Origin of the sequence: Salinimonas profundi, from assembly GCF_014750655.1 — a bacterium.
GTDB classification, from domain to species: Bacteria; Pseudomonadota; Gammaproteobacteria; order Enterobacterales; family Alteromonadaceae; genus Alteromonas; species Alteromonas profundi_A.
The window spans coordinates 177,189-192,100 of record NZ_JABBXD010000002.1 but is presented as its reverse complement, the minus strand read 5'-3'; the positions used below and the strand labels follow the sequence as shown (position 1 = coordinate 192,100).

Here is a 14,912-nt window from a genome sequence, read left to right as displayed (position 1 = left end):
ATCATTAACGTTTGTGCAACTCACTAGCTATAGCACCATAAGCCAACTAGCTTAGCAATTGCAGTTCAGCGTATTGTCGGTACAAAGTGTCGCTTTTCATCAACATCTCGTGAGTTCCCTGCGCCACGATACGGCCTTTATCCATCACAACAATGCGATCGGCGTGTTGAACGGTAGCCAGGCGGTGGGCGATAACAATTGTGGTTCTGCCCTGCATAAGCTGGTTTAAGGCATGCTGGACCATTTTCTCACTTTGCGCATCCAGCGCACTGGTGGCTTCATCCAGCAACAGTACCGGCCGGTCTGCCAGTATCGCCCTGGCGATGGCAACGCGCTGACGCTGACCACCGGAGAGTCTGACACCGCGCTCGCCCAGTTCCGTTGCATAACCATGCTCAAGTGCTTCGATAAACTCGTGAGCAAAAGCCGCCTTGGCTGCGCTGACTACCTCATCATCTGATGCATCCGGCCGACCGTACCGGATATTCTCCAGCACGGTTGTGGCAAAGATCACGGATTCCTGTGTAACAATCGCAATGTGCTCACGTAAAGACGTCAGCGTCAGTGTATTGATGGGGGCGTCGTCCAGCAGGATTTGTCCTTCCTGCACATCATAAAAACGCAGCAACAACTGAAACAGTGTACTTTTGCCTGCACCGCTTGCGCCCACCAGCGCCACTTTTTCGGCAGAAGCGATGGTCAGCGAGAACTGGTTAAATAAATTCGGCGAGTCGGGGTAGGCAAACCGTATAGCGTTAATCGCAATGGTGGGAGCGTGCTGGCAGGTATGAAGCGTAATATCGCCAGACCGAATATCATTTGGCGTGGCGAGTAATTCAAGTAAGCGCTCGCTTGCACCTACACCGCGTTGCACTTCGCCGATAACCTCACTGATCGTTGCAACACTGCCACCTGCCATCACGGCGTAAAACAGAAAGGCGGATAATTCGCCGGCAGAAATGTCCCCGCTGAAAACCTGGCGGGCACCCACCCATGCAATCAGCAATATAGCACTCAGACTCAGCACCATAATCAGGCCGATGAGCAGGGACCGATAATGAATTCGCTTTCTGGCGGTATTAAAGGAAGCCATAACTCGGTCGGAGAATTGTCGGCTTTCCATGGATTGGGCATTGAATGCCTGCACCGTGGTAATTTCATGCAGGCTCTGATCAATATGCGCCCCCAAGTCTGCGATTTTATCCTGACTGGCTCTGGCATAGCGGCGCACCTGAGGAGCCAGCACTCGGATAGGAATGAGTACAGCGGGTACAGCCAGTAACACGCACAACGTTAATAGCGGGCTGGTCATGGCCATCAGAATAAGCGCGCCGATAAAAGTAACGGCCGAACGCAGCGCCATCGAGAGGCTCATTCCAATAACTGTCTGCAACAACGTGGTATCGCTGGTAAAGCGTGAAATGACCTCACCGGTTCGAATTTTTGAAAAAAAGGCCGGGGGCAGGGTCATCAGATGATTGAATATTCGAATGCGGATATCCGCGCTAACCCGCTCGCCCAGCCAGGTCATAAGATAAAAGCGACAATAGGTAGCAGCGCTGGCGACAATACAGATACCTAATACGATAACCGCGGCAGTATTTAGTATGCCGGGGTGGTCGCTGACAAACCCCTCATCTATGGCAAATTTTACGCCCTGACCCAGCGCCAGCCAGGCACCGGAGGCCAGAAACAACGAAATAACCGCGCCGGTGACGTACCACCGATAAGGTGATAAATGGGATAACAGCCAGCGAAGTACCTGACCGGTAGTGACAGAATGCAGTGCTGAAGACACAAAATCTACTTTTTCACAGGGATCTTGTGAGCCAGATTATCCTATTCATGACAAAGCCAACAGCGGCGCAAGGTAAAAGGACGGGGAAATCAGCTAAATCTGCGCACCGACGAGAAGAGGCGAGCGGTAATTAGGCTTGCATTTTGACCTGATATACGTATAATTCCGCGGCCTTCCAAACCTGCATGCATGATTGCGGTAGGTGGGGAGGTAAAGTTGACAGTAACGCTACAACGAGTTTGAGGCACTTATGGTTACTATTCGTTTACAGCGTGGCGGCGCAAAAAAGCGTCCATTTTATCAAGTTGTCGTGGCTGAAAGCAGCCGCGCAAGAGACGGTCGTTTCATCGAAAACGTCGGTTTCTTCAACCCAACTGCACAGGGTCAGTCAGAGCGTCTTCGCCTTGATCTGGACCGTGTAGAATACTGGGTTGGTGTTGGCGCAAGCTTATCTGAGCGCGTTAACAGCCTGGTAAAAGAAGCAAAAAAATCTGCAGCGTAAGCTGCTTAACTGGTGGGTATAAATGAGTCAAGCGTCTGACAAAGTGGTTATTGGCAAAATCGGCGCGCCTCACGGCGTAAAAGGTTGGGTCAAAATCAACACTTATACTGATACACCAGAAGGTATTTTCGACTATCAACCCTGGTTATTGGGTGATGGTAAAGAATATCAAATAGATCAGTGGCGCCCCCATGGCAAAGTACTGGTCGCTAAAGTTGTAGGTATTGAGACACGTGATGACGCTGAGCGCATCAAAAATCTTGATATTTCGATTTCAGCTGATCAGTTGCCGGAACTCGATGACAATGAGTTTTACTGGCGGGAGCTAACCGGCATGCAGGTGGTAACTACGCAAGGTTACGATCTGGGTGTGGTTAAAGATGTATTTAATACCGGAGCGAATGACATTATTCAGGTCAGAGCTAACGCGAAAGATGCATTTGGTCTGAAAGAAAGATTATTGCCGTTTGTAATGGATGAAGTCATACAATCGGTGGATAAAGAAGGCAAAGTAATTACGGTCGACTGGGACCCGGGGTTTTAAGTGACCGCGGAAAAGTGGTTCGGCATTGTCAGTATTTTTCCTGAAATGTTTGGCCCGTTCACCCAACAGGGTGTGATAGGCAGAGCAGTTAAATCAGGGGTATTGTCAGTCGATACATTTAATCCCAGAGACTTTACGCACGATCGTCACCGCACAGTGGATGATCGCCCTTACGGCGGTGGTCCGGGTATGTTGATGATGGTTAAGCCTTTAACTGACGCAATATCGGCTGCCAAAGCGGCAGGCGGAGAAAATAGCAAGGTCATTTACTTATCCCCACAGGGTAAGAAACTGGATCAGGCTGGCGTGAAGCGCCTGGCTGAATCCGACCGTACAATTTTGTTGTGCGGGCGCTATGAAGGTATCGATGAGCGCGTTATTGAAGATCAGGTAGACGAAGAAGTCTCGATTGGCGATTACGTGCTAAGTGGTGGAGAGCTACCGGCAATGGTCCTGATGGACGCGGTAGCAAGGCTGGTTCCCGGTGTACTGGGACATCATGCTTCTGCCATTGAAGATTCCTTCACTGACGGGTTACTGGATTGTCCGCATTATACGCGGCCCGAAGTACTCGATGGTAAAGCGGTTCCTTCTGTGTTGTTAAGTGGTGATCATGAAAAAATCAGGCAGTGGCGACTTATGCAATCGCTGGGAAGAACCTGGCAGCGTCGCCCTGAATTGTTAAATCACCTAGCTCTGACTGAGGAGCAGCAGCAACTGCTTGAAGTTTTCAAGTTGCAGCTGCAGCAAGATGACAGTTAACTAGGACGAGAGGATATGATGAGCAAAGTCAGTCAAGATATCATCAAAAATATTGAACAAGCACAGATGAAAACTGATGTTCCTGCGTTCGGCCCAGGCGACACAGTCAGTGTAAAAGTTCGTGTTACCGAAGGTGACAAAGAGCGTCTTCAGGCTTACGAAGGCGTTGTTATCGCTAAACGTAACCGTGGTCTTCACTCGTCTTTTACCGTTCGTAAAGTTTCAAGCGGCGAAGGCGTTGAGCGTGTTTTCCAAACACACAGCCCCGCAGTTTCTTCTATTGAAGTGAAACGTCGCGGTGCGGTTCGTCGTGCTAAGCTTTACTATCTTCGTGAGCGTTCAGGTAAATCTGCACGTATCAAAGAGAAGCTTAACTAAGATTACTAATCCTTGCGTTATTGTTAACTTTTCAAAAGCCCGCAGATTGCGGGCTTTTTTCGTTTCAGGGGAATGAAAATGCACAACAGCATCACCACCACACCGTTATGGCAGGATATGGTCAAAGGTCGCTGGTATCAGACTAATGCCAAGCCTTTGCGCCGTGCCAGACAGTCAGCAAAAGCGATGTGTGTTGCATTTAATTCCTGTCCGGATAGCCAACAGCGCGCGGCGCTGTTACGCACCTTGTTGCCGAATGCTGACGCTATTATATCGCCATCATTTTTTTGCGACTACGGCATGAATATCTTTGCCGACGATACGGTCAGAATAGATAAAAACGTGGTCATACTGGATGCCGCACCGGTGACCATCGGCACGTCGGTTGTGATAGGGCAGGGTTGTGTCATAGCAACTCTGCAACATCACAATGACCCGACTCAACGTCTGCGCGGCATGCAGCAGGCATTTCCCATATGTATCGGAAATAATGCCAGGCTGGGACAAAACGTTACGCTATTGCCCGGAGCGATAGTGCCAGATAATGCCGTCGTGCCTGATTATCATGTGGTTTCATCAGCGCAATAACCGGCTACAGGACGTTTGAATTCGGCGTTTGTCGCATTACATGAAATCAACGCCAATGAATGGTTGCGCCTTTATTAATTAATTGATAAAAAGTCAACACGCAGAGCGCCAGCTTCTTTTTTGATTTGTAATTAAAAGTTTACAGCTGGCATGCTTCACCTGATTTTTGTATGAGTAATAATATGATTCAAGATACCGTTAATAACGTGCACATCAGCACTGAAGATGTGTTGGTCACGCCGGATGATTTAAGTCAGGCGCTGCCCGTTTCTGATAAAGCTTTAGGTGCCATATCTGATGCCCGCAATACCATTTCAGATATTATTCATGGTCGTGATCACCGCATGCTGGTCATTTGCGGTCCCTGTTCTATTCATGACATCGACGCTGCAAAAGATTACGCGCTGCGTCTAAAAGAGATGCATGAGTCCTGTAAGGACACGCTGTTTATTGTGATGCGCGTGTACTTTGAAAAGCCGCGCACCACAACTGGCTGGAAAGGACTTATCAATGACCCGCATATTGATGGTACATTTGATATTGAAACCGGCCTGCGCAAAGCTCGCGAACTGCTGATCTGGCTTGCTGAACTGGAGTTGCCAGTGGCAACAGAAGCGCTTGATCCTATCAGCCCGCAGTATCTGGCCGAACTTTTCAGCTGGAGCGCAATTGGTGCCCGTACTTCCGAATCGCAAACCCACCGTGAAATGGCCAGCGGTCTGTCGATGCCGGTAGGTTTCAAAAATGGTACCGATGGCAGTCTGGACATTGCTATCAATGCACTTAAATCGGCGGCATCACCGCACCGTTTTATGGGTATCAATAAGGAAGGTCAGGTCAGCATCATCGGGACCAAGGGCAATCCCGACGGCCATATAATTTTACGCGGCGGTAAGCAACCCAACTATGATTCGGTTTGCGTAACGGATTGCGAGGAAGAGTTATCGCAGGCCGGATTAACCGCCGGGTTAGTGGTAGACTGTAGTCATGCTAACTCAAGTAAAGATTATCGCCGTCAACCGGCAGTGGCAAAAAACGTGGTTAACCAGATTCTTGAAGGGAATCAGTCTATCATCGGCATTATGCTGGAAAGCCATATTTTTGCAGGTAATCAAAAAGCTGACGGCAAAAAGCCTGATGAGCTGGATTATGGTGTATCCATTACAGATGGCTGCATTGACTGGGCCACAACAGAGCAATTGTTAACGCAAATGCGTGACAGGCTCATTACTGTGCTCCCGATGCGTCAGGATAAACGTATTCAGGTGGCCTGAAACCCCAACCACGGACTTATATGACTGATACATCACAACGCCTTGATAAATTACGTCAGGGCATTGATGCGCTAGACTCGCAACTTGTAGACCTATTAGCCCAAAGGGCGGCGTTAACCACAGAAGTAGGCAAAATTAAAGCTGAATCGGGCGTGCCGGTTTATGTGCCTGAGCGGGAAAAAAGCCTGATTGCTTCACGCCGTGAGCAGGCTGAGCACGCCGGCGTTTCCCCTGATTTGATTGAGGATTTGTTGCGCCGGATTATGCGTGAATCCTATCACACGCAAAACAACCGCTATCGTTGCGTGAATCCCGATGTTGGCAATATTGTCGTTATCGGCGGCGGTGGCGCATTGGGCAGTGTGTTTGTTTCGCTGTTTTCTAAAAGCGGATACTCGGTTGCCTCGGTAGAAAAGACTGACTGGGATAATGGTCTGGCTCAAAAAAGGCTGTCTCAGGCTGATGTGGTCGTTGTGGCAGTACCGATTAATGTGACTGAGCAGGTGATCGCGACGCTGACCATGCTAAAGCCTGACTGTATCCTTGCTGATGTCACCAGTATTAAAAAGCGTCCTTTAGAGGCCATGCTGGCGACGCATGCCGGACCAGTTATCGGGTTGCATCCTATGTTCGGGCCTGATGCGCCGGGTATGATTAAACAGGTTGTTGTGGTTACTGAAGGTCGCGACACTGAAAAATGTCAGTGGCTGATGGATCAGATGACAACGTGGGGCGCGACATTACATAAAAGTGGTGCCACAGAGCATGATGAGGCAATGGCGTATATTCAGGTTATGCGCCATTTCAACACATTTGTTTATGGTGCTCATTTAAGCCGCGAAAACCCTGATTTGTCTGTGCTTAAAACCTTCAGTTCGCCCATATACCGGCTGGAACTGGCGATGGTAGGCCGCTTATTCGCTCAACCGCCTGAGCTCTACGGGGATATCATTTTCAATAATCCAGAAAATTTTGAATTGCTGGCGCGTTTTCATGAACGCTTTGGTGAAGCGCTGTCGCTTCTCAGAAAAAATGATAAGTCAGCGTTTATTAAGCAGTTTAATAGCATTGCACAGTGGTTTGGCCCCTATGCGCGCAAGTCCTTGAAGGACAGTAAAAAGCTTTTACTGAAAGCCGATGATGACAAAATGTGAGCTGGCATGGGCAAAGACCTAAAGAAACCAGGGTTGCTGCCGATAACGCATTAATAACGTAAGCGTATCTACAAAGCTCAAACCTATATGGCACTGTTTAATGCTGTGACCTCTCAATGCAGACGATTCGATAAGCGTCTGCATTTTTGCATCTGGCCTGATCAGACTGGGTGGCTGATGTGACATCCATCAGAGTACCGTTAACCAACGTGTACGCTAAAGGGGGGTACACTGCGCGCTTTTATGTTGGCGCCCAACATCACCCGGTAAACCTCATTTTAGATACTGGCAGTAGTGCGCTTGTCGTCCATGATGACAGTTATCAGCCTGGCCGGGACAGTCATTTAACGGGCACCACACTGGTCCAGGACGTGCAATATGGTAAAGGTGGCTGGTACGGGCCTGTAGTGCAGACCAGTATCCGTGCAGGTTTGCCTTACCATCACGTGGCGCTGGATGACGTATCCATCGCGCTGACATCGCAAACGCAGGTGGCCAGCTTTCTAGATGCTGATGGGATCCTCGGGCTGGCCTATACGTCGCTGGATAACGCCTACGACCTTACCGAATTTCTCACGACCGAAAACGTCAATCCGCGCGAAACCTATCCTTATGTAATGCAGCATACTGCACAGGATGTTTCGCACTATTCGCAGTTTTTGCATCGCTACCCGAAAACCCATGTTTCACCGTACTTTACCCGTCTTGAAGAAAGCGGGGCGATAGCCAATCAGTTCGCCCTACTGACCCATCGATCCAGTATTTATCATACGCAAACGCATCAGCCTGTTGAAAAGTTGCTGGCGCACCACCTGAATCATGGCCTGTTTGTACTGGGTGACCCGCTACTTCACCGTGATCTGTATACGCAGCCAGTTAAAACCCTGGCTGTGCTACACGATAAATACTACAACGTACATGTGCAGAGCATTCAAGTTGGTAACGGCGAGCTGATTCCCGGCCCGGTGCTTGATGATAAGCATGTCGAAAGCTACTGCACCAATGGCATTGTCGATAGCGGCGCATCGGCCATAGTACTGCCTCAGGCAATTTTCGAAGAAATGAAGAGGCAACTGATCGCCTGCAACGCGAACTTCGCACCGCTGTTAGCGCACTACGAAGCTTTCACTGGCGAGGAAGTCGGCATTGATGCCGCGTCACTTGATTTGAGCCAGTGGCCAGCTATTCATATCACCTGTCTGGGGAGTAACGACGAAGCGATCACGCTGACGCTAACGCCGGACACTTACTGGCAGGTACACGCACCTGCACCCGGCGAAGCAACCTTTAAGTTCTGCTATCTGCCAGGCTGGCCAAACCAAATCATTCTGGGATTACCCCTGTTAAATAACTACTACACCATTTTTGATCGCAGCGCAGGTGACACCGGTGAGATACACTTTGCCACCAAAGTTGATATTCCGGGTCATATGATTCAGGCCATTCATCACGCGTTGCAACCTGCCAGCAAAGGTAAAACAAATACATGACAACACAACAAGGCAGCATAGTCTGTGTCGGCGTAGGAATGACACTTGGCTCACACATTACGCCACTTTCCAGAAGTCACATTGAACAGGCAGATGTTGTTTTTTCCAGCGCTTCTGACAGTTATGTTGAGCTTTGGATAAAAGAAATGAACCAGGATGTGAGAAGCCTGCAACCGTTTTACGCTGAGGGCAAAGATCGTCGACAAACATATCGCGAGATGGTCGATGCAATGATGACCGAAGTGCGGGCCGGTAAAAAAGTGGTGGGCGCATTTTATGGCCATCCCGGTGTGTTTGCCCTCGCGCCGCATAAGGTTATTCAACAAGCCAGACAGGAAGGGTACCACGCGCACATGGAGCCGGGTGTTTCCGCCGAAGATTGCCTGTACGCGGATATGGGGTTGGATCCGGGTACGTCCGGCTGTATTCACTACGAAGCCACACAATTTATGGTAAATCGTAAGGTAGTGGATACCTCTGCGTTATTAATTTTATGGCAGGTGGGGATGGCCGGGGACCGCTCCCATAAAGCATTCACATCTGACAATCGCTACCGAGCCTTACTTCAGGAATGTTTGCAGACTTTCTATCCTGACTCACACCAGGTGGCGCTGTATGAAGCTGCCGTCTTGCCGATTGAAGATGTGCGTATCGAGTGGCTGGCGCTAAATGAATTGAGTAGTGCAAAAGTACATCAGCATACAACGTTGGTTATCCCGCCATCACAAACTAAAACAGAAGATGCTGAGATGGTCGCCCGACTGAATAAGCTGTCAGAGAATATGTGATGGAATTTAGTTCACGCAGGCTGGATTTTCGTTTATTGAATGAATCTGATCGCGCAATGTTTATCGCACTATATCAGGACCCCAAAGTAATGCGCAAAATTGGCCCTGCATTAAGTGCTGAAAAAGCCGAGGTATTATTTGAGTCAGCGATTCGAAATAATCAGAAAGCTTATTTTAAACAATACATATGGAGGGTTACTAACAAGCACTCAAAATCAGATTGCGGATTGATAATGCTTAAATTCTTGAATCACGATGAGTGTGAGATAGGGATTATGCTTATTCAAAGTCAAAATGGAAAAGGTTACTCGTCAGAGGCCCTGAGCAGAGTGTGTCAATTTGCATTTAAAGATTTGAATCAGACAGAGGTAATTGCAAGGTTCGCAAAGAGTCACCTCGTCATTAAAAAATTACTGACTAGTTTAGGCTTCAGGTTCGAAGAAGTAGTCCAAAACTCATATTATGATGTAATTGTGGCGCGCGTTGACGAACTCAAACTGGAAGTGATTTGACAAAAAATTAACAGTGTTGCGTTTATAGTGATAACCTAAATAACGCAGTATATTGATAAAAATTTATAATAAGTGAGAGAAGTTATGTCTGCAATTCAGTTGTTAGCGCAGTTAGGCGCAGATGCACAAAAACGCAGTGAAGCGAAAACGATTTTTTCTGAAAAAATTGATAATGAACTCCCTGAAAACAGGAAACAGTGGTGTTTGATGGTTCCTGAAAAAGATGATGAGGAAGAAACCGATACACCAGCACCTTCTGATTCAGATAAGGTAATAATGCACTAATCATGAAAAGCGCTTTACTTTTCTTCTTACTAAGTCTCTGGGCGTTCTGTGCGTTCGCATCTGAAAAAGATGTCGAGGGCATGTTTGCTCAAGCCTGGAAGTTGAAAAGTAAAGCACCTGTGGAATTTGCTGCTCTGTTAGATAACTTAGCGACACACAACCATTCTTTCAGTATCGAGCAAAAACTGGAATTTGAGTATTTGGATGGGTACCGGGAAGCTTTTTCAGGCCAGCCGCTGGCGGCGATTGAAAAATATGAGCGTGTAATCGCAAATACGGCTGATTCTGAGCTTCGGCTGCATGCTTCCACCGCACTTCTGAATATCTTCGCAATTACACGTAATTATAGCGAAGGTTTTGAAGCGGTCACGCAATTACTATCTCAGCTTGTGGCGCCTGGCTCTGAAGCTGCTGCACAAGCATACCTGGGACTGGCAATATTTTATAACCAGGTGGACGAGTATGACAATGCATATAGTAGCGCATCTAAAGCGCTTTCGCTGACTTCAGATCTGCGCTCTGTCTGTTTCGGTAAAAATTTAATTTTTGAGTCTCAGATAAATCGGCAACATATTGTTTCCAAAGATAACTTCAAAGAAGGTCTTGAAGCATGCAAACTCGCAGAAGAGGACGTAGTGATAGCCTCTACTATTATTCTTGAGGCAAAAAACTATCTCAATAATGCGGATCACGGAGCAGCGCAGGAGCTGCTGATAGAAAACAGGGCAATATTTGATTCTATCAGCTACCCCCGAATCAAAGCCGAATATCACTCTTTGATGTCAACGCTACTTTTTGAATCGAATAGTATCAGTGAGGCCGAAGTACAGGCTTTAACTGCTTTGAATATAGCGTCTGAAATGGGGGCAACAAAACCCAACGTCGATGCATTATATGTGCTGTATCTAATCGAAGAGTACAGAAACAACAGTAGCAAGGCCTTAACATTTTACAAACAATACGCTGAGCTTCAAAAAGCGTTCGTGGACGAAGTTTCTGCAAAGCAGATAGCAATAGCCAAAGCCAAAAACGAAGCAATTGAAAAAGCCAACCAGATTAAATTGCTGGATAAAGAAAATGCGCTATTAAAAACCGAAGCCAGGCTTCATAAAAAAGAGTTGCAGAATAGCTACCTTGTTATTCTTTCTCTTCTGTTACTGGCTGCAGTGATTATCACCTGGTTGATTGTCACACGCCGTATTCATCGCAAATTTAAGCTTCAGGCCCGAACCGATAAGCTTACCGGGGTGGCAAACCGGCACTATTTTACGGAGTTGGCGCAGTCTAATTTGCGTTATCACACGCGCACGGAGCAAGACCTCGCGTTTGTTATCTTTGACCTGGACTTGTTCAAACGCATTAATGACTCTTACGGACATGTGGTTGGTGACTGGGTATTACGTGAGGTGGTAAAAACCATTCAGCGTGTATGCCGGGGGCAGGATATTCTTGGGCGAATGGGCGGCGAGGAGTTTGCGTTACTGTTACCCGGCTGCACCGTTCAAAAAGCCATGGTGATTACAGAGAATTACCGCAGTGCAATTGCTGCAATAGATACTACACCTACCGGACATGACTTTTCAGTTACCGCCAGCTTCGGCGTGGCAGACTCTGCCCAGTGCGGCTATGACTTTAATAGTCTGTATGCCAGCGCTGATGAAGCACTTTACCGAAGCAAAGAAACCGGACGCAATAAGATTTGCGGGTTTGAGCCTGAAATCGTCTCAGGCTCACTTACAGAGCAACCCGTTTAACGCTTGCTTTTTTATTCAGATAACGCACTTGCCGCAGCGACCTTTGTTGGGCTGATTTCCTCTGAAGGATAACAGCCTAACACTTTAAGATACCGCGTAATCTTTTTCAGCTCATCAATGGCCTGCTGCAATGGGCCGTCTGCGGTATTGCCCTCAACATCAATGTAAAACATTTCTTCCCACGGGTTGCCCGGCATAGGGCGTGACTCCAGTTTCGTCATGTTTATTTCATTATTTTTGAGCACCATCAACGCTTCCACCAGTGAACCGGGCTTTTGAATGGTAGACATTACCAGGGTGGTTTTAGCCGGCACCTGCAAAGGCACATTCACTGCCTGACGCGCGACCACAATAAAACGGCTGTGATTTTCTTTTTGATTGGCAAGGTTTGACTTAATGGCTGACAGCCCATAGAGATTACCGCCGGCTTCGCTGCCGATAGCGGCAACATCATCACGTTGCAATTCACTGACTTTCAGCATGGCCGACGAGGTACTGTCGATAGTTTTTACCTCAACGTTCCCCAGTTCAGCTAAAAAGTGGCTGCACTGTGTGAATACCTGCGGGTGCGCATACAAGGTTTTTATCTTGTCCAGCGAGGTGGACGTGGCAACCAGTAAGGCGTGACGAATGGGGTGTGTCAGTTCGCCGATAATGCTGAGCTCTGTATGTTGCAGCTGGTCATACACTTCATTAATACTGCCGGAGGTGGTGTTTTCGATGGGCAGAACCGCGTAGTCAGCCTCCGCGTGTTCAACCTTTTGCACGATTTCACTGAAACTCTGGCAGCCGATTTCCAGTAACTCCCCGGGACGGCGGGAAAAGTACTTTTGCGTAGCAAGATAAGAGTAGGAGCCCCGGTCACCTAAAAACGCCACACGATTTAACGGTAAGGCGCTGCCAGGATTGGCACGCTCGGCTAACATTGCCTGCTGATTTAACACTGAGTCTTCAATGATGACGTGAAAAACCTGCGTGACGTAATGTGCATCCAGCCCTTTCTCCTGACCATGTTTAATCAGTCGAATCAGTAATTGCTCCTCACGCTTAATATCCCGTACCGGAATTTGATGTGAGATTTTTGTTTCTGCCACCTCATTGGTCAAAGCACGACGCTCAGCGAGTAAAGTCAGCAACTCACTATCCAGGTCAGTTATCCGTGTGCGTAATTCATCAAGTGCAGGTACAGTCATGGGGTACTCTCCGGTGTAGCCAAAAAAAAACCTCCCGGCGGGAGGTTTTTACGCGCGGCATCGCCTCCCTCAGGTGAAGGTGATAAAAGCAAAAAACGATGCGCGAGCGTGATGTATTAGGTTCATAGCCTGACTCTATGAGGGTAAACCGTTTCTGTCAACTCATTTTTACAGGGTGTGCAGACAAAAAAGCCGCTGTTCATAGCGGCTTTGATATTTATGTGGTAACAGGATCTGAGTGCTGTCTGTTATTCACCCAGTAGGGCTGCCAGCATCGCCCTTACTTCTGTCGGCTCAAACGGTTTATCGCATAACGCGTTAACCCCGGTTTGTTGAATGTTTGCCATGTGCGCGCTATCCGCAGATTCAGATGTCACCATGATAATCGGGATATGTGCAGTATCAGGATTGAAGCGGATAAACTCCGATAACTCTCTGCCGTCCATTTCAGGCATATTGTAATCGGTCACCACCAAATCAAATGACTCATCCTTTATCAGTGTTAGCGCCATCGCGCCGTTTTCTGCTTCTTTGATTTTTTCCAGGCCCATGCCTTCTAATACCCGGCGGATGTGATTTCTGGCCAGGCGGCTATCATCGACCAAGAGCACGCGAACTTCGCGAACATCAAAGAAATCCAAATCGAGCTCGTCATGGTTAATCAAATCAAGGCTGGCGTTCAGTGCACGAGACAGGTGCAATGGTTCAAATGGCTTGGGAAGGATCGCAGCCACACCCGCCTGTTTAAGCTCCTCAAGTTTACTGAGGCGGTTTTCACTGGATATCAACATGAACGGGATAGCCGCGTGCTCGGCATGTTCTTTAATGAACGTCAGGAGCTCTATGGCTGTACCGTCCTCAAAATACATGGCACTGACAATCAGGTCTGCACCGTGGGCTTTAATCGCCGCCTTCGCTTCGGCCAGCGTACTGACAGCATCTATTTCCTTTACTTTTTCTTTCAGGAGTAGGGTGGTGATAATCTTGCGCTGGGTATCTGAGGGTTCGACCAGCACGATGTGAAGATCCTGAATAGACAGCTTTTCCATCGACATATCTCACTTTTGATTTTTGTTATTTTGCACCTGCGGTGCAGCAAAGGGCAGAGTTAGCCGCCAGCAAGTTTAACGGTATAATTTTTGGCTTGCAGCAGACTTTTGAGCTTTTCACGATCATCGGTCTGAACTTCAATGGTACCGTCTTTAACTGCGCCGCCACACCCGCACTTTTTCTTAAGTTCGGTACACAGTGTTTTTAGCGCTTTGGCATCCATATCTAACCCGGAAACGATAGAGACGCCTTTGCCTTTTCGACCTTTTGTTTCACGGCTGATTCTCACTATGCCATCTTTTGACACTGATCGCGGCGCCTGCGTATTGTCGGATTGCTTTATCCGGCCCGAGTCTGTGCTGTAAACCAGATTAGAGTCACTCATAGAATTTTCCGGCTAATTAAAAATTGCTCTACATTATGGTAGAAAAAGCATGAAAAATTAATAGCGCTGTGCGCATCTGCTGACTATATTTATCTGCATCGCGCCGAATACCATGAATGGTTACGGCCTAGCAGGAGAACAGGTATGTCGTTAGTTACCGAAACCGTTGATAAAAACGAACGTCTCATCATTGCCATGGATGAAAAATTTGATTTTGCAAAAGTGCAGGATTTCAAGCTAGCCTATCAAACGATACCCGAGCAGGTGAATATTGTAGAGGTAAATCTGGCTAAAACTGAGTATATGGATAGTTCAGCATTAGGCATGTTATTGAATATGCAGAAAAGCCTGAGTCACCGGAATATCGAATTCAAAATCACCCACTGTCGCCCGCAGGTAGCCCGCATTTTACAAATTTCCCGGTTTGATAAAAAGTTTACGATCAGCTGAACCAT

General features: G+C 47.7%; 17 protein-coding genes. 13 read left to right on the top strand and 4 right to left on the bottom strand.

Translation table 11 applies throughout. The annotated features are described in order from the left end of the window. Positions 1 to 46: 46 nt before the first annotated feature. Entirely contained in the window at positions 47 to 1,798 is a 1,752-nt protein-coding gene (locus HHX48_RS05335) for an ABC transporter transmembrane domain-containing protein (protein WP_191022937.1), read from the bottom strand. A gap of 250 nt (positions 1,799 to 2,048) precedes the next feature. Between HHX48_RS05335 and rpsP the strand changes: the two genes are divergently transcribed. The 12 genes from rpsP to HHX48_RS05275 all read left to right on the top strand — a co-directional run bounded on the left by rpsP (position 2,049) and on the right by HHX48_RS05275 (position 11,829). Then, positions 2,049 to 2,300, top strand: coding sequence for a 30S ribosomal protein S16 (rpsP, locus tag HHX48_RS05330; RefSeq protein WP_191022935.1), 252 nt, complete (start codon positions 2,049 to 2,051; stop codon positions 2,298 to 2,300). Positions 2,301 to 2,322: 22 nt separating this feature from the next. After that, on the top strand, positions 2,323 to 2,844 hold the full coding sequence (rimM, locus tag HHX48_RS05325) for a ribosome maturation factor RimM (RefSeq protein WP_191022933.1): 522 nt from the start codon (positions 2,323 to 2,325) through the stop codon (positions 2,842 to 2,844). Between the two features lie 45 nt (positions 2,845 to 2,889). Continuing rightward, positions 2,890 to 3,606, top strand: coding sequence for a tRNA (guanosine(37)-N1)-methyltransferase TrmD (trmD, locus tag HHX48_RS05320; RefSeq protein ID WP_223858138.1), 717 nt, complete (start codon positions 2,890 to 2,892; stop codon positions 3,604 to 3,606). 18 nt (positions 3,607 to 3,624) lie between these two features. Next, on the top strand, positions 3,625 to 3,984 hold the full coding sequence (gene rplS, locus HHX48_RS05315) for a 50S ribosomal protein L19 (RefSeq protein ID WP_139757951.1): 360 nt from the start codon (positions 3,625 to 3,627) through the stop codon (positions 3,982 to 3,984). A gap of 78 nt (positions 3,985 to 4,062) precedes the next feature. Next, positions 4,063 to 4,572, top strand: coding sequence for a maltose acetyltransferase domain-containing protein (locus tag HHX48_RS05310; protein ID WP_191022929.1), 510 nt, complete (start codon positions 4,063 to 4,065; stop codon positions 4,570 to 4,572). A 182-nt stretch (positions 4,573 to 4,754) separates the two neighbouring features. Beyond that, complete coding sequence (locus HHX48_RS05305; RefSeq protein WP_191023667.1) at positions 4,755 to 5,846, top strand: 3-deoxy-7-phosphoheptulonate synthase; 1,092 nt, start codon at positions 4,755 to 4,757, stop codon at positions 5,844 to 5,846. 20 nt (positions 5,847 to 5,866) lie between these two features. Continuing rightward, entirely contained in the window at positions 5,867 to 7,000 is a 1,134-nt protein-coding gene (gene tyrA / locus HHX48_RS05300; RefSeq protein ID WP_191022927.1) for a bifunctional chorismate mutase/prephenate dehydrogenase, read from the top strand. A 179-nt stretch (positions 7,001 to 7,179) separates the two neighbouring features. Beyond that, positions 7,180 to 8,490, top strand: coding sequence for a pepsin-like aspartic protease (locus tag HHX48_RS05295; protein ID WP_191022924.1), 1,311 nt, complete (start codon positions 7,180 to 7,182; stop codon positions 8,488 to 8,490). Then, a complete protein-coding gene (locus tag HHX48_RS05290) occupies positions 8,487 to 9,278 on the top strand; it encodes an SAM-dependent methyltransferase (protein WP_191022922.1) in 792 nt (263 codons plus the stop codon). The genes HHX48_RS05295 and HHX48_RS05290 overlap by 4 nt, the downstream gene beginning before the upstream one ends. Then, complete coding sequence (locus tag HHX48_RS05285) at positions 9,278 to 9,790, top strand: GNAT family N-acetyltransferase (protein ID WP_191022920.1); 513 nt, start codon at positions 9,278 to 9,280, stop codon at positions 9,788 to 9,790. Before HHX48_RS05290 ends, HHX48_RS05285 begins: the two co-directional genes overlap by 1 nt. A gap of 84 nt (positions 9,791 to 9,874) precedes the next feature. Then, entirely contained in the window at positions 9,875 to 10,075 is a 201-nt protein-coding gene (locus HHX48_RS05280; protein ID WP_191022917.1) for a hypothetical protein, read from the top strand. Between the two features lie 2 nt (positions 10,076 to 10,077). Beyond that, positions 10,078 to 11,829: a GGDEF domain-containing protein gene (locus HHX48_RS05275; protein WP_191022915.1), complete on the top strand. Its 1,752-nt coding sequence runs from the start codon at positions 10,078 to 10,080 to the stop codon at positions 11,827 to 11,829. An 11-nt stretch (positions 11,830 to 11,840) separates the two neighbouring features. Here the strand turns inward: HHX48_RS05275 and pheA are convergent, their stop codons facing one another. The 3 genes from pheA to yciH all read right to left on the bottom strand — a co-directional run bounded on the left by pheA (position 11,841) and on the right by yciH (position 14,457). Further along, the gene (gene pheA / locus HHX48_RS05270) at positions 11,841 to 13,022 is read right to left on the bottom strand and encodes a prephenate dehydratase (RefSeq protein ID WP_191022913.1); all 1,182 of its coding nucleotides are present in this window, start codon (positions 13,020 to 13,022) and stop codon (positions 11,841 to 11,843) included. Between the two features lie 248 nt (positions 13,023 to 13,270). Further along, positions 13,271 to 14,071 carry a response regulator gene (locus HHX48_RS05265; protein ID WP_191023665.1) on the bottom strand — a complete coding sequence of 267 codons (801 nt, stop codon included), beginning with the start codon at positions 14,069 to 14,071 and terminating at the stop codon, positions 13,271 to 13,273. A 59-nt stretch (positions 14,072 to 14,130) separates the two neighbouring features. Continuing rightward, complete coding sequence (gene yciH / locus HHX48_RS05260; RefSeq protein WP_191022911.1) at positions 14,131 to 14,457, bottom strand: stress response translation initiation inhibitor YciH; 327 nt, start codon at positions 14,455 to 14,457, stop codon at positions 14,131 to 14,133. Between the two features lie 144 nt (positions 14,458 to 14,601). Here yciH and HHX48_RS05255 point away from each other — a divergent pair, with 144 nt between their 5' ends. Continuing rightward, the gene (locus HHX48_RS05255; protein ID WP_191022910.1) at positions 14,602 to 14,907 is read left to right on the top strand and encodes an STAS domain-containing protein; all 306 of its coding nucleotides are present in this window, start codon (positions 14,602 to 14,604) and stop codon (positions 14,905 to 14,907) included. The last annotated feature ends 5 nt before the right edge of the window (positions 14,908 to 14,912 follow it).

Excerpts from the sequence above, each read along its gene's own strand:
- pheA (WP_191022913.1), bottom strand. The coding sequence starts at position 13,022 with ATGACTGTACCTGCACTTGATGAATTACGCACACGGATAACTGACCTG.
- rplS (WP_139757951.1), top strand. The coding sequence starts at position 3,625 with ATGAGCAAAGTCAGTCAAGATATCATCAAAAATATTGAACAAGCACAG.
- HHX48_RS05275 (WP_191022915.1), top strand. The coding sequence starts at position 10,078 with ATGAAAAGCGCTTTACTTTTCTTCTTACTAAGTCTCTGGGCGTTCTGT.
- HHX48_RS05305 (WP_191023667.1), top strand. The coding sequence starts at position 4,755 with ATGATTCAAGATACCGTTAATAACGTGCACATCAGCACTGAAGATGTG.
- rpsP (WP_191022935.1), top strand. The coding sequence starts at position 2,049 with ATGGTTACTATTCGTTTACAGCGTGGCGGCGCAAAAAAGCGTCCATTT.
- HHX48_RS05285 (WP_191022920.1), top strand. The coding sequence starts at position 9,278 with ATGGAATTTAGTTCACGCAGGCTGGATTTTCGTTTATTGAATGAATCT.
- HHX48_RS05265 (WP_191023665.1), bottom strand. The coding sequence starts at position 14,071 with ATGGAAAAGCTGTCTATTCAGGATCTTCACATCGTGCTGGTCGAACCC.
- yciH (WP_191022911.1), bottom strand. The coding sequence starts at position 14,457 with ATGAGTGACTCTAATCTGGTTTACAGCACAGACTCGGGCCGGATAAAG.
- tyrA (WP_191022927.1), top strand. The coding sequence starts at position 5,867 with ATGACTGATACATCACAACGCCTTGATAAATTACGTCAGGGCATTGAT.
- rimM (WP_191022933.1), top strand. The coding sequence starts at position 2,323 with ATGAGTCAAGCGTCTGACAAAGTGGTTATTGGCAAAATCGGCGCGCCT.
- HHX48_RS05310 (WP_191022929.1), top strand. The coding sequence starts at position 4,063 with ATGCACAACAGCATCACCACCACACCGTTATGGCAGGATATGGTCAAA.
- HHX48_RS05290 (WP_191022922.1), top strand. The coding sequence starts at position 8,487 with ATGACAACACAACAAGGCAGCATAGTCTGTGTCGGCGTAGGAATGACA.
- trmD (WP_223858138.1), top strand. The coding sequence starts at position 2,890 with ATGTTTGGCCCGTTCACCCAACAGGGTGTGATAGGCAGAGCAGTTAAA.
- HHX48_RS05255 (WP_191022910.1), top strand. The coding sequence starts at position 14,602 with ATGTCGTTAGTTACCGAAACCGTTGATAAAAACGAACGTCTCATCATT.
- HHX48_RS05280 (WP_191022917.1), top strand. The coding sequence starts at position 9,875 with ATGTCTGCAATTCAGTTGTTAGCGCAGTTAGGCGCAGATGCACAAAAA.